The 13,576-nt window shown below is 68.5% G+C and carries 11 protein-coding genes and 4 tRNA genes; 6 read left to right on the top strand and 9 right to left on the bottom strand.

What is annotated here, in order from left to right:
- Positions 1–26: 26 nt before the first annotated feature.
- The 4 genes from HLK59_RS42495 to purM all read left to right on the top strand — a co-directional run bounded on the left by HLK59_RS42495 (position 27) and on the right by purM (position 4,142).
- Entirely contained in the window at positions 27–833 is an 807-nt protein-coding gene (locus HLK59_RS42495; protein ID WP_171147022.1) for a maleylpyruvate isomerase family mycothiol-dependent enzyme, read from the top strand.
- 49 nt (positions 834–882) lie between these two features.
- Positions 883–1,344: an META domain-containing protein gene (locus tag HLK59_RS42500; RefSeq protein WP_171147023.1), complete on the top strand. Its 462-nt coding sequence runs from the start codon at positions 883–885 to the stop codon at positions 1,342–1,344.
- Between the two features lie 160 nt (positions 1,345–1,504).
- Entirely contained in the window at positions 1,505–3,034 is a 1,530-nt protein-coding gene (purF, locus tag HLK59_RS42505) for an amidophosphoribosyltransferase (RefSeq protein ID WP_171147024.1), read from the top strand.
- Between the two features lie 34 nt (positions 3,035–3,068).
- The gene (gene purM, locus HLK59_RS42510) at positions 3,069–4,142 is read left to right on the top strand and encodes a phosphoribosylformylglycinamidine cyclo-ligase (protein ID WP_171147025.1); all 1,074 of its coding nucleotides are present in this window, start codon (positions 3,069–3,071) and stop codon (positions 4,140–4,142) included.
- Between the two features lie 75 nt (positions 4,143–4,217).
- Here purM and HLK59_RS42515 read toward each other — a convergent pair whose 3' ends face one another.
- Positions 4,218–4,475: a DUF3073 domain-containing protein gene (locus HLK59_RS42515; RefSeq protein WP_046259662.1), complete on the bottom strand. Its 258-nt coding sequence runs from the start codon at positions 4,473–4,475 to the stop codon at positions 4,218–4,220.
- 296 nt (positions 4,476–4,771) lie between these two features.
- Positions 4,772–5,869, bottom strand: a complete 1,098-nt coding sequence (locus HLK59_RS42520) for a Glu/Leu/Phe/Val dehydrogenase dimerization domain-containing protein (RefSeq protein WP_171147026.1) — start codon at positions 5,867–5,869, stop codon at positions 4,772–4,774.
- Between the two features lie 222 nt (positions 5,870–6,091).
- Here HLK59_RS42520 and HLK59_RS42525 point away from each other — a divergent pair, with 222 nt between their 5' ends.
- Positions 6,092–6,934 carry a hypothetical protein gene (locus HLK59_RS42525; protein WP_171147027.1) on the top strand — a complete coding sequence of 281 codons (843 nt, stop codon included), beginning with the start codon at positions 6,092–6,094 and terminating at the stop codon, positions 6,932–6,934.
- 542 nt (positions 6,935–7,476) lie between these two features.
- Complete coding sequence (gene bldC / locus HLK59_RS42530; protein ID WP_003949541.1) at positions 7,477–7,683, top strand: developmental transcriptional regulator BldC; 207 nt, start codon at positions 7,477–7,479, stop codon at positions 7,681–7,683.
- A gap of 483 nt (positions 7,684–8,166) precedes the next feature.
- On the opposite strand, the gene HLK59_RS42535 is transcribed toward bldC, so the two are convergent.
- The 7 genes from HLK59_RS42535 to HLK59_RS42565 form a co-directional block, all read right to left on the bottom strand.
- Positions 8,167–8,358: a DUF6274 family protein gene (locus HLK59_RS42535; RefSeq protein WP_171147028.1), complete on the bottom strand. Its 192-nt coding sequence runs from the start codon at positions 8,356–8,358 to the stop codon at positions 8,167–8,169.
- Between the two features lie 142 nt (positions 8,359–8,500).
- Positions 8,501–8,575, bottom strand: a tRNA-Asp gene (locus HLK59_RS42540).
- A gap of 94 nt (positions 8,576–8,669) precedes the next feature.
- Positions 8,670–12,623, bottom strand: a complete 3,954-nt coding sequence (gene hrpA, locus HLK59_RS42545) for an ATP-dependent RNA helicase HrpA (RefSeq protein ID WP_171147029.1) — start codon at positions 12,621–12,623, stop codon at positions 8,670–8,672.
- A 94-nt stretch (positions 12,624–12,717) separates the two neighbouring features.
- The gene (locus tag HLK59_RS42550) at positions 12,718–13,014 is read right to left on the bottom strand and encodes a hypothetical protein (RefSeq protein ID WP_171147030.1); all 297 of its coding nucleotides are present in this window, start codon (positions 13,012–13,014) and stop codon (positions 12,718–12,720) included.
- A gap of 60 nt (positions 13,015–13,074) precedes the next feature.
- Positions 13,075–13,148, bottom strand: a tRNA-Phe gene (locus tag HLK59_RS42555).
- A 22-nt stretch (positions 13,149–13,170) separates the two neighbouring features.
- A tRNA-Asp gene (locus HLK59_RS42560) sits at positions 13,171–13,245 on the bottom strand.
- A gap of 38 nt (positions 13,246–13,283) precedes the next feature.
- Positions 13,284–13,356: transfer RNA gene (locus tag HLK59_RS42565), tRNA-Glu, on the bottom strand.
- Positions 13,357–13,576: the final 220 nt, after the last annotated feature.

A 13,576-nucleotide genomic window follows, 5' to 3' on the forward strand; every position in this document is an offset into this window, starting at 1 on the left:
ACCCCACCCCACCTAGGCTTGACCCCATGCCACCGGCCAGGAAACGCGCCCGCACCTACGACCCCGTGAAGATCCGCACCGCCGTCCTCACCCAGTTCGGGCACGTCCGCCAGGCCGTGGGCACGCTGAGCGAGGAGCAGCTCGCGAGCCCCACCCGCCTCGGTGACTGGACCGTCCGCGAGCTGGCCGCGCACATCACGATGGCCGTCGACGCGATCAGCCGCGGCCTCGACCGCGACGAGCCCGAGAAGCCCGAGAAGCCCGCACTGACCCTCCTGGAGTGGCCCCTCACCACGGCCGACCGCGCCGGTGACATCGACGACGGCACCCGCGACCTCGCCGCCTCCCACCCCGACCTCGACGCCCTGTACGCCGACACCGGGGAACGCTTCGCGCGCACGCTCGCGCAGGCCCCCGCCGACCGCCTCGTCGGCAGCCGCACCGGCACCATGACCCTCGCCGACTACCTGGTCACCCGCACCGTCGAAGTCGTCGTCCACACCGACGACCTGAACGCCGCGGTGCCGGGCCTGGACATCCCGTACGACCGACAGGCACTCGCCGCCTGCACCCGCCTCCTCGCCGACGCCCTCGCAGCGAAGGCCCCCGGCGGCTCGACCGAGGTGCGGATCCCGCCGTACGCCGTCGTGCAGTGCGTCGAGGGACCCCGGCACACCCGTGGCACCCCGCCCAACGTCGTCGAGACCGACCCGCTGACCTGGATCCGGCTGGCGACCGGACGGGTGGCGTGGCCGGAGGCGATCGAGGACGCGAAGGTCAGCGCCAGCGGGGAGCGGGCGGATCTTGGCGGATTGCTGCCCCTGATGGGGTGAACCGGTCGTCGGCGAGGAACCGGTCTCCCGCCCCTTCCGTCCCATCGGCATGGACAAACAGCGACTGATCCTCGTGGTCCTGACCGTGCTCCCGCTCGCCGCGGCCTGCGGCACCGGCACGACCGGCAGCGGTTCGGTCGGCGCCGAGAAACCCGTCACCGGAGTCCGCTGGAGCGTCGACAGCGTCACCGTGGACGGCAAGACCCACCAGGCCCCCGAGGGGGCGAACGTGGAGCTGAAGGACGGCAAGGCGGCGGGCAACTACGGCTGCAACCACTTCAACGCCAAGGTCACCACCGCCGAGGACGGCACCATCCGGCTCAGTCACGTCACGACCACCAGGATGGCCTGCGAGAAACCGGTCATGACCTTCGAGCAGACCCTCGCCGACACCCTTGTCGGCGGTGCTCTGAAGACCGCCGTCACCGACGACCACCTCACGCTGACCACCGCGAGCGGGGACACCGTGCGCCTGACGGAGTCCACCGAGGCCGCTGAGTCCACCCACTGAGAGGTGTGCGACACCTCACTCATATATCCGGAGGGCCGTCGAGCCGCCTCGCTGACCAGCGAAAACGAAAAAACCGCCAAAGAGGTCGCCGCCCGGTGACTCAACAAAGGCACGTATCCCCAATTCGGACCAGTGGTCGACCTCGCCTACACTCGGGGACGTGCCACGTGGTGACGGTCGACTCAATCATGATCTGCTCCCCGGCGAGAAAGGCCCCCAGGACGCTTGCGGCGTCTTCGGAGTCTGGGCTCCGGGTGAAGAGGTCGCCAAGCTCACTTACTTCGGGCTCTACGCCCTCCAGCATCGGGGCCAGGAATCCGCGGGTATCGCGGTCAGCAATGGCTCCCAGATCCTCGTCTTCAAGGACATGGGGCTCGTTTCCCAGGTCTTCGACGAGACCTCTCTCGGTTCGCTCCAGGGTCATATCGCGGTCGGTCACGCCCGCTACTCGACCACCGGGGCCTCCGTGTGGGAGAACGCCCAGCCGACGTTCCGTGCCACCGCGCACGGCTCGATCGCGCTCGGCCACAACGGCAACCTGGTCAACACGGCGCAGCTCGCCGAGATGGTCGCCGACCTCCCCAAGGACACCAACGGCCGCTCGACGCGGGTGGCCGCCACCAACGACACCGACCTGCTCACCGCGCTCCTCGCGGCCCAGGTCGACGACGACGGCAAGCCGCTGACGATCGAGGAGGCCTCCCCGAAGGTCCTCCCCCTGGTCCGCGGCGCCTTCTCCCTCGTCTTCATGAACGAGCACACCCTCTACGCGGCCCGCGACCCGCAGGGCATCCGCCCGCTGGTCCTCGGCCGCCTGGAGCGCGGCTGGGTCGTCGCCTCCGAGGGCGCCGCCCTCGACATCTGCGGCGCCAGCTTCGTCCGCGAGATCGAGCCGGGCGAGTTCATCGCCATCGACGAGAACGGTCTGCGCAGCTCCCGATTCGCGGAAGCGAAGCCCAAGGGCTGTGTCTTCGAGTACGTCTATCTGGCCCGCCCCGACACCGACATCGCCGGCCGCAACGTCTACCTCTCCCGGGTGGAGATGGGCCGCAAGCTGGCGAAGGAAGCCCCGGTCGAGGCCGATCTGGTCATAGCGACCCCGGAGTCCGGCACCCCGGCGGCGATCGGTTACGCGGAGGCCAGCGGAATCCCGTTCGGCGCGGGTCTGGTGAAGAACGCGTACGTCGGCCGTACGTTCATCCAGCCCTCGCAGACGATCCGGCAGCTCGGCATCCGACTGAAGCTGAACCCGCTGAAGGAAGTCATCAAGGGCAAGCGCCTGGTCGTCGTCGACGACTCGATCGTGCGCGGCAACACCCAGCGGGCCCTGGTGCGGATGCTCCGCGAGGCAGGGGCGGCCGAGGTCCACATCCGGATCTCCTCCCCGCCCGTGAAGTGGCCCTGCTTCTTCGGCATAGATTTCGCGACCCGTGCCGAGCTCATCGCCAACGGCATGACCATCGACGAGATCGGCACCTCGCTGGGCGCCGACTCCCTGGCGTACATCTCCCTCGACGGCATGATCGAGGCGACCACCATCGCCAAGCCGAACCTGTGCCGCGCCTGCTTCGACGGCGAGTACCCGATGGAGCTCCCGGACCCCGAGCTGCTCGGCAAGCAGCTCCTGGAGACCGAACTGGCCGCGGGTCCCGCCGCCACGGCCGCGGCCGACGCGATCCGTCGCCCGTAAGCCTCGTAGAAACCAACCCGAAAGATCCCAGGCAATGTCTGAGAGTTCCTCTACCGGTGCTTCCTACGCGGCTGCCGGCGTCGACATCGAAGCGGGAGACCGCGCCGTAGAGCTCATGAAGGAGTGGGTGAAGAAGACGCAGCGCCCCGAGGTCCTCGGCGGCCTCGGTGGTTTCGCCGGCCTCTTCGACGCCTCCGCCCTCAAGGGCTACGAGCGTCCCCTCCTGGCCTCCGCGACCGACGGCGTCGGCACGAAGGTCGATATCGCCCGTCAGCTGGGCGTCTACGACACGATCGGCCACGACCTGGTCGCGATGGTCATGGACGACATCGTGGTGTGCGGTGCCGAGCCGCTGTTCATGACCGACTACATCTGTGTCGGCAAGGTCCACCCCGAGCGGGTCGCCGCGATCGTCAAGGGCATCGCCGAGGGCTGTGTCCTCGCCGGCTGCGCCCTGGTGGGCGGCGAGACGGCCGAACACCCCGGTCTGCTGGGTCCGGACGACTTCGACGTCGCCGGCGCCGGTACGGGCGTCGTGGAGGCCGACCGGCTGCTGGGCCCGGATCGCATCCGTACGGGTGACGCGGTCATCGCCATGGCGGCGTCCGGACTTCACTCGAACGGGTACTCGCTCGTCCGCCACGTCCTGCTGAACCAGGCGGGGCTGTCCCTGGACGCCCGGATCGACGAGCTCGGCCGCACCCTCGGCGAGGAGCTCCTGGAGCCCACCAAGATCTACTCGCTGGACTGCCTGGCGCTCACCCGCACCACCGACGTGCACGCGTACAGCCACGTCACGGGAGGCGGTCTCGCGGCCAACCTGGCCCGCGTGATCCCGGACGGGCTGCACGCGATCGTGGACCGCTCCACCTGGACCCCGGCCCCGATTTTCGACCTCGTCGGCAGGACGGGTCAGGTCGAGCGCCTGGAGCTGGAGAAGACCCTCAACATGGGCGTCGGCATGATCGCCATCGTCCCCGAGGAATCGGCCGACGTGGCCCTGACGACGCTGGCCGACCGCGGGGTCGAGGCCTGGGTGGCCGGCGAGATCACCGAGCGCGGCGACCGCGCCACGGGCGCCGAGCTGGTTGGCGACTACAGCGCCTGAGGCCCGCGGGGGCAGCGCAAAACCCGGTCCGGTGGTGTGGACCACACCCGGACCGGGTTAAACACAGCTGGAGCGTCAAGCGCCGCGGCGTTGAGACGTGGGACCGGACTCGTCGTCCTCGTCCTCATCGTCGTCGTTATAGAGATCCGCGTACTGGGAGTACGGGTCGTCTTCTTCGTCTTCGTCGTCCTCGAACGGCTCGCCATTCGGCGGCTGGCTCGAAGTCGAAGCGCCCAGCTCATTGGCCAGACGCGACAGGTCAGTCCCGCCGCTGCTGTACTTCAGCTGGCGGGCGACCTTCGTCTGCTTGGCCTTTGCCCGGCCGCGCCCCATGGCTCGACCCCCTCGGATACGGGGCTCGGTGGCCCCAGAGTCTTGACACGCGTTCATGATCTGGAACGGGCTCTCCGCAGAGAGACCGGTCCGTAGGGCTTCCACGGTACCTGAGCCCACGCCTGTACGGTACGTCGCCCGCAGGACGTGCCTGGACCCACAACCCTCAGAGTGCCCTGTCCCTGCTGGTCAACCGCGATTTTAACCACTTCTTGGCGGCCGACCCGCCGACGAACGTGAGAGTTCTCTCTAAGTGCCCGTCGACGGGTACCGGCCATGGCGGCGCGGACGCCGGATCAGCGCGCCCTGCGGGCCGCCGCCGCCTCGTGCATCCGCTGCTCGGCGATCCGGTCGGCCGCCGCGGCCGGCGGGATCCCGTCCGTCTTCGCACGTGCGAATATGGCGAGCGTGGTGTCGTAGATCTCCGCCGCCTTCGCCCTGCACCGCTCGAAGTCGAAGCCGTGCAGCTCGTCGGCGACCTGGATGACCCCGCCGGCGTTCACCACGTAGTCCGGCGCGTAGAGGATCCCGCGGTCGGCGAGGTCCTTCTCCACGCCCGGGTGGGCGAGCTGGTTGTTGGCGGCGCCGCAGACCACCTCGGCGGTCAGCGCGGGGACGGTGTCGTCGTCGAGGGCGCCGCCGAGCGCGCAGGGGGCGTAGATGTCGAGCCCCTCCGCCCGGATCAGGGTCGCGGTGTCGGCGACGGCCGTCACGCCCGTCGGATGCGCGGCGAGGATCCGCCCCACGGCCTCCTCGCGGACGTCCGTGACGAGGACCTCGGCGCCCTCCGCCAGCAGGTGCTCCACGAGGTGGTGGCCGACCTTGCCGACGCCCGCGATGCCGACCTTGCGGCCGGCCAGCGAGGGGCTGCCCCACAGGTGCCGGGCGGAGGCCCGCATGCCCTGGTAGACGCCGAAGGAGGTCAGCACGGAGGAGTCGCCCGCGCCGCCGTTCTCGGGGGACCGCCCGGTCGTCCAACGGCACTCACGTGCGACGACGTCCATGTCGGCGACGTACGTACCGACGTCGCACGCGGTGACGTACCGCCCGCCGAGCGAGGCCACGAACCGGCCGTAGGCGAGCAGCAGCTCTTCGCTCTTGAGGGTGTCCGGGTCGCCGATGATCACGGCTTTGCCACCGCCGTGGTCCAGGCCGGCCATGGCGTTCTTGTACGACATCCCGCGCGCGAGGTTCAGGGCGTCGGCGACGGCCTCCTCCTCGGTCGCGTACGGGTAGAAGCGCGTACCGCCGAGCGCGGGGCCCAGCGCGGTGGAGTGGATGGCGATGACGGCCTTGAGGCCGCTGGCACGGTCCTGGCAGAGCACGACTTGCTCATGACCGCCCTGGTCCGAGTGGAACAGGGTGTGCAGGACGCCGGCTGATACGTCGGTCACTGTGGTGACTCCTGGGTAAAGAGCGGCGGTTGGGACCAGCTCCCGTAAGGGTGGCGGGCGCTGTGAGCATGAGATTAGAGCCTGGGTGCCGCTGCCCACGGCGCCGTGCTCAGGATCACCTGCCGGCGGAGTACGCCCGTGCGACGATTTGCATAGATTTCCCGCCTGTTTGTGAGCGGGTTCGGCAGGTTTTCCCGGCAGTGGGCGGGGGATGGAGCAGGCGTGCCCAAGGTGTCCTCGGTGGTCGTCCCGTACGCGACCTATCTGCGCGTGTACGAGCCGCTGGCAGCCTTCCCGGAGCCGGAACGCGGCCACTGGACGCGCTACGCCCGCCGCGCCGACCGCCCCTCGTACCAGGACGAACTGCGCCGCTCCCTGGCCGACTTGCTGCCCACCCCGCCGATCCCGGTGCCGGTGCACGAGAGCGCCGACGCGTTCGTGCTGGACGTGGACGGCGTGGTCTGCGTCTGCCCCTGGCGGACCCGGCTGCGCGGCTGGCAGGCGCTCCAGGAGCTGCCCGAGGAGCTGCCGAAGCCGGTCCTGGAGGCGGTGCTGCCGGAGGTCGTACGGCGCCAGGCGGCCCAGGACTACGAGCGCTGGCTGGTCCGCAACCCGGACGCCCGGCCCTGGATCCGCACCTCGACCTGGCAGGTGCCGCTGCACTGGTTCGTGCTGGTGGTGGACGAGGAGCGGTCCTTCGACAAGGGCTCGGGCGAGATCCCGCCGACGCTGCGCTACCGGACGCCGATGGTGCAGGCCCGGCGGCGGGTGGCGCGGGCGCTGCGGACCCTGAAGGACACCGTCGACGAGGGGCCGCTCACCGACGGCCTGGTGGACGTGGGGCGTTGGCTGGAGGAGTTCCACCCGCGCTCGCACGTCGAGCTGGACTACGGCGGTCTGGTGCACACCCTGCCGCCCGGCGAGCTGGAGGACGACCACTCGGCGGCCGATGTCGCCGCGGGCATCGAGGCGCTGCGGATCGGCGACGGGGCGGGCGCGGGGGAGGCGTACGCGCGGCTCGTGGAGCGGTGGCGGTCGGTGCGGGACCGGCGGTCGGCGAACTAGGTCTTTCGTGAACTGAGTGTGTCCTGGGTCACCTTGGTCACGAACTGGCGTTTGACCTGACGCCCGTTTTGGGGTTTCGTCCTCGGTCAAGGTGTCACCAAGTTTCCCCTGATGCTCCGCCAACAAGGGACGTAGGTCCCGATCCGGGCGTACGCCTCACTGTGTGTCAAGCGTGACGGACCGCACGTACCCGGCTCTTGCATCTCTTGCCCCTCCTCATGCCAAAATAGGACAAGGGGCCCGGGGGAGGTTCCGCTTTGGGGGGTCTGGTGACTCCTGATCGCTCTGTGACTGATCGTCACAGTGGCGTGACTGTCCGCTATGGCATGGTCCATCGGCCTCTGTCGCCGATGAACACCTGGGGGGCAATTCCATCGGTTTGGCCCAGGCGGCTGGACAGATGGTGTAGTTGTAGTGCCGAGGACAAGCCGTTCGTCCTATAACCGACTCGACTCGCGTCCGCCATTTCGGGCAACGCGGGTCAAGGTGCAGAATTTAGAGGAAAGAACCGAGAAGGTTCGGTTCTCCCGAGGAGGCCGCTCATGACCGCTCGCACCCCTGATGCCGAGCCGCTGCTGACCCCGGCTGAGGTCGCCACGATGTTCCGCGTCGACCCCAAGACGGTCACGCGGTGGGCGAAGGCCGGGAAGCTCACGTCCATCCGTACGCTCGGCGGGCACCGCCGCTACCGCGAGGCGGAGGTCCGTGCACTGCTCGCGGGCATCCCGCAGCAGCGCAGCGAGGCCTGAACCAACTGAATAACGGGCAAACCGGCAGGTCCCCCAACGTGCCGAGGCGTCCGTAACCCAAGCTCCAAGCGACGCGGGTACTGCCCCAACAGAACCCACGCCCAAGCTCATCCAAGAACATCACAGGGTGCGTCGTCGATCGCGCTGGACTCCGCCGAGTCCAGCGCGATCTTTTTTGTGCGCTCCACGTGCGGGACGGGGGCCTGCACAGGGTGCTGTGAGCGGGCTTGTCGGAGTCTGGGGAGGGGTGTCGGATCTCCTGTGGAAGGCCGCTGCCGTACCGACTGGTCGGCCCTGCGGGCTGGTGCAATTGCACATATTAAATTGACCAGTTGTAGGTGAGGTGTAAGTACCGCAGTTTCAGAAACTCATGCGGTGACTCCCGTCACATGCCAGGGTCCTTGTTGCCCCTGGCGCATGTGCGCTAGAGGAGGCACGCGTTCCACCGTCCCATGCCCGTACGGCCGTTGGGGCCGGCGTTGGTCACGCGGGCGAGGGACTTTCGTCCTCGGCGACCTCCCCGCCGGCCTCGTCGGCCCGCGGGGCGGAGTCCAAGGCGAGCCGCAGCAGCTGATGGCAGATCGGGCAGTGCCGCGTCAGATGGCGATAGGAGGTAGCAGCCGACAGATGCGCACGGAGCAACGCCCGCGTCTCGTGCCTGGCCGAAGCCGCCATACGCCACCTCCAGGGGCCGCCCGGGGAACAGGCCCTGGTTTCTGGAGTACCGAGCGAATGTGACGCCGTCAAGACCGCGTAGGCGGCCGCAGACGCAAGAAGGCCCGGATCCGAAGATCCGGGCCTCTCGTACTGCTTACTGCGGTCCTGACGGGATTTGAACCCGCGGCCTCCACCTTGACAGGGTGGCGAGCACTCCAAACTGCTCCACAGGACCAGGTTTCGCGGCGCTTATTGCTGCGTTGCGCTGCGAGAAGGACTGTACAGGAGGGTGAGCCCGCTGCGCGAACTCACCCAGCGTGCGGGGGCGGTTACGGGACGGCCGCGTCGATGGCCTTCACGATCCGCTTGTCCGAGACGGGGTACGCCGTGCCCAGCGCGTGCGCGAAATAGCTGACCCTGAGCTCCTCGATCATCCAGCGGATGTCCAGGACCGACGCCGGCACCGGGCGGCCCTTCGGCAGCTGCTCCAGGAGCCACGCGTACTCGTCCTGCATCTCGTGGACCTTCTCCATGCGCGTGGTGTCCCGCTGGACGCTCGTCGGCATCTGCTGGAGACGCCGGTCCGCGGCGACCAGGTACCGCATCAGGTCCGGCAGACGGCGCAGACCCGTCTCCGTCACGAAGCCCGGCTTCACAAGGGCGTCCAGCTGCTTGCGTACGTCCTGGAGGTTCGCCAGCAGCGCGGGGCTCCGTACGGCTTTCAGACGGCGCTCACAGGCCTGCCAGGCGGCAAGGACCTGCTGCACCTGGCCCACCGTACGGACCGTCGTGTCGACGATCTCGGCGCGCACCTTGTCGTAGAGCTTCCGGTACGACTCCTCGTCCCACGCCGGCCCCCCGAAGTCGGCGATGAGCCGGTCCGCCGCCGCCATCGCGCAGTCGTCGAAGAGGGCCTGGATCGTGCCGTGGGGGTTGGCCGAGAGCGCGAGCTTCTGCGGGTTCGTCAGCTTCTCCGAGGCGAACTTCGCCGGGTTCACCGGGATGTTGCGCAGGATCAGCCGCCGCGTGCCCTTCCACATCGCCTCCGCCTGCTCCGCCTCGGTGTCGAAGAGGCGTACGGAGACCGTGTCACCGTCGTCGACGAGGGCCGGGTACGCCTTCACCGGCTGGCCCGCCCGCCGCGTCTCGAAGACCCGGGTCAGCGTGCCGATCGACCAGTCGGTGAGGCCCTTGCGCTCCAGGGACTCGCCGCCCTGGCGTTCCGCCGTCGCCGCGGCCGCCTGGGAGAGGGCCTGGCGTGCCTTCGGCCTCAGCCGGAGCCTCAGCGCCTCCAGGTCCTTGTCCTCGGCGACCGTGCGCCGGCGCTCGTCGACGATCCGGAAGGTGATGCGCAGGTGCTCGGGGACACGGGACCAGTCGAAGTCCTCGGCCTCGAACGGCACGCCCACCATGCGCTTCAGCTCGCGCGCCATGGTCACCGTCAAAGGCTCCTGCAAGGGGACGGCCGTATCGAGGAACCGCCGCGCGAAGTTCGGCGCCGGCACGTAGTTCCGCCGGATCGGCTTCGGGAGGGAACGGATCAGCTCCGTCACCACTTCCTCCCGCAGCCCCGGGATCTGCCACTCGAAGCCCTCGTCCGTGACCTGGTTGAGCACCTGGAGCGGGACATGGACCGTCACACCGTCCGCGTCCGCACCCGGCTCGAACTGGTACGTCACACGGAACTTGAGCTGCCCCTGCCGCCAGGAGTCCGGATAGTCGGCCTTGGTGACCGCCTCCGCCGACTCCCGGATGAGCATCTCCCGCTCGAAGTCCAGGAAGTCCGGCTGCTCCTGCCGCTTCCGCTTCCACCAGGAGTCGAAGTGGGCGCCGGACACGACGTGTTCGGGCACCCGCTGGTCGTAGAAGTCGAAGAGCGTGTCGTCGTCGACCACGATGTCCCGGCGCCGCGCCCGGTGCTCCAACTCCTCGACCTCACTGAGGAGTCTCCGGTTGTCGGCGTAGAACTTGTGATGGGTACGCCAGTCGCCCTCGACGAGCGCGTTGCGAAGGAAAAGCTCGCGGGACGTCTCCGGGTCGATACGGCCGTAGTTCACCTTCCGCTGGGCGACGATCGGCACGCCGTACAGCGTGACCTTCTCGTACGCCATCACGGCCGCCTGGTCCTTCTCCCAGTGCGGTTCGGAGTACGTCCGCTTGAGCAGGTGTTCCGCGAGCGGCTCGACCCACTCCGGATCGATCTTCGCGTTGACGCGGGCCCAGAGCCGCGAGGTCTCGACCAACTCGGCCGACATCACGAACCGCGGCTGCTTCTTGAAGAGCGCCGAGCCGGGGAAGATCGCGAACTTGGCGCTGCGGGCGCCCAGGTACTCGTTCTTGTTGCCGTCCTTCACGTCCTTCATGCCGACGTGCGAGAGCAGACCGGCGAGGAGGGAGACATGGACGCTCTGGTCGGCCGCGTCCTCCTCGTTGGGATGGATGCCCATCTGCTTGGCGACCGTGCGCAACTGGGTGTAGATGTCCTGCCACTCGCGGATGCGCAGGAAGTTCAAGTACTCCTGCTTGCACATGCGACGGAAGGACGACGAGCCGCGTTCCTTCTGCTGCTCGCGCACATACCGCCACAGGTTGAGATAGGCGAGGAAGTCGCTGGTCTCGTCCTTGAAGCGGGCGTGCTGCTGGTCGGCCTGGGTCTGCTTGTCGGCGGGGCGCTCGCGCGGGTCCTGGATGGACAGGGCGGCGGCTATGACCATGACCTCGCGGACACAGCCGTTCTTGTCGGCCTCCAGGACCATCCGGGCCAGGCGCGGGTCGACGGGCAGCTGGGCGAGCTTGCGGCCGGTCTCGGTGAGCCGCTTGCGCGGGTCCTTCTGCGCCGGGTCGAGGGCGTTGAGCTCCTGGAGCAGCTGCACGCCGTCGCGGATGTTGCGGTGGTCCGGCGGGTCGATGAAGGGGAACTTCTCGATGTCGCCGAGGCCGGCCGCGGTCATCTGGAGGATGACGGACGCGAGGTTCGTCCGGAGGATCTCCGCGTCCGTGAACTCGGGGCGGCCCTCGAAGTCCTCTTCGGTGTAGAGCCGGATGCAGATGCCGTCGGACGTACGACCGCAGCGGCCCTTGCGCTGGTTCGCGCTGGCCTGGGAGATCGCCTCGATGGGGAGCCGCTGGACCTTGGTGCGGTGGCTGTAGCGGCTGATCCGGGCGAAGCCGGGGTCGATGACGTACTTGATGCCCGGGACGGTCAGCGAGGTCTCGGCGACATTGGTAGCCAGAACGATCCTGCGCCCCGTGTGCTGCTGGAACACCCGGTGCTGCTCGGCGTGCGAGAGCCGGGCGTACAGGGGGAGGACCTCGGTGAACCGGTAGTTCTTCTTGTTGAGCGCGTCGGCCGTGTCGCGGATCTCCCGCTCACCGGAGAGGAAGACCAGGATGTCGCCCTTGCCCTCGCCCTGGAGCTCCTCGACGGCGTCGCAGATCGCGGTGATCTGGTCGCGGTCGGAGTCTTCGGAGTCCTCTTCGAGCAGGGGCCGGTAGCGGACCTCGACGGGATACGTCCGGCCGCTGACCTCGACGATCGGGGCGTCCCCGAAGTGCCGGGAGAACCGCTCGGGATCGATGGTCGCCGAGGTGATGACGACCTTCAGATCCGGCCGCTTGGGCAGCAGCTGGGCGAGATACCCGAGCAGGAAGTCGATGTTGAGGGACCGCTCGTGGGCCTCGTCGATGATGATCGTGTCGTAGGCGCGCAGCTCACGGTCGGTCTGGATCTCGGCGAGCAGGATGCCGTCCGTCATCAGCTTGACGAAGGTGCCGTCCTGGTTCACCTGGTCGGTGAACCGCACTTTCCAGCCGACGGCCTCACCGAGCGGTGTGTCCAGCTCCTCGGCGACCCGCTCGGCGACCGTACGGGCGGCGATACGGCGAGGCTGGGTGTGCCCGATCATGCCGCGGACGCCACGGCCCAGCTCCAGACAGATCTTCGGGATCTGGGTCGTCTTGCCCGACCCGGTCTCACCCGCGACGATCACGACCTGGTGATCACGGATGGCGTCCGCGATCTCGGCCTTCTTCTGGCTGACGGGCAGCTGTTCGGGATAGCTGACGGCGGGCACCCGGCCGCGCCGCCCGGCCATCCGTTCCTCGGCCTTGGTCACCTCACCCTCGATCTCGGCGAGCACGGCGGCCCGAGCCTCGGGCTTACGGATCTTGCGCGCGCCTTCGAGCCTGCGCCCGAGCCGCTGCGCGTCGCGCAGGGAGAGCTCGGTCAGGCGAGGGGCGATTGTGCCGAGGGCCGGGGCACCGGGGGCGGGATGCGTAGACATACGCGGTCCAGGATCTCATCCCCGGGAAATTCGTGGCGAACGGTTTTGTCCCGGGGAGTGGCGCGGCCGGACGACGGGGAACGGAGCAGCCGGACTACGAGGTGCGCTGGGCCGGAGTCGAGGCCTGCTGCTCGGTCCGTTCGCGCCCGCGGGCCTCGCTCAGGGCGATGGACTTGGCGGTGTTGGAGACGGCCTTGATGCCCAGGTAGGCGGTGGTCATGCTGCTGACCGCGGTGAAGGCGGCGGTGAGGACACCGACGATGACCGCCTTGTCGCCGTCGAGGCGCCAGACCCCGACGATCGCGACGGTGGCGATCGCCAGATTGCTGAGCACCACCGCGAACAGGCCGTACCGGGCCCGGGCCAGTTCCAGACCGTCTTCGTGACTCATCGTCCCCCCTGGGCCCCTGTGTACAACAAAGCCCCGATCCGAGGATCGGGGCTTTCGCTGTGGCTGGGGCCGGGGTCGAACCGGCGACCTACCGCTTTTCAGGCGGTCGCTCGTACCAACTGAGCTACCCAGCCAAGAGATTCCGGGGAATCTCAGCGGTCCTGACGGGATTTGAACCCGCGGCCTCCACCTTGACAGGGTGGCGAGCACTCCAAACTGCTCCACAGGACCAGGCTTTGTGTGCGAACAGTGTCGCACACGGTGTTGCGTACCCCCAACGGGATTCGAACCCGTGCTACCGCCTTGAAAGGGCGGCGTCCTAGGCCGCTAGACGATGAGGGCTATCGGCCCACCTTTGCGCTTCGCAGCGCGTCGGGGACGTGAGAAGCATATGGGATGCCGGGAGGTATCGCCAAAACGGTTTAGGGAGCCTTACGGGAAGGGGTGCGGGACGGTGTCGGAGCCGTCTCTTCTACCCCTCTGACCATGCCGCAGCCGAGAATCGTTGGCAGCGCGCTGTTTCCCAGTCCAAGTAACAACAAATACACCGCACGCCACCACA

The organism is Streptomyces sp. S3(2020), from assembly GCF_013044505.1.
In the GTDB taxonomy this organism is placed as follows: Bacteria; Actinomycetota; Actinomycetes; order Streptomycetales; family Streptomycetaceae; genus Streptomyces.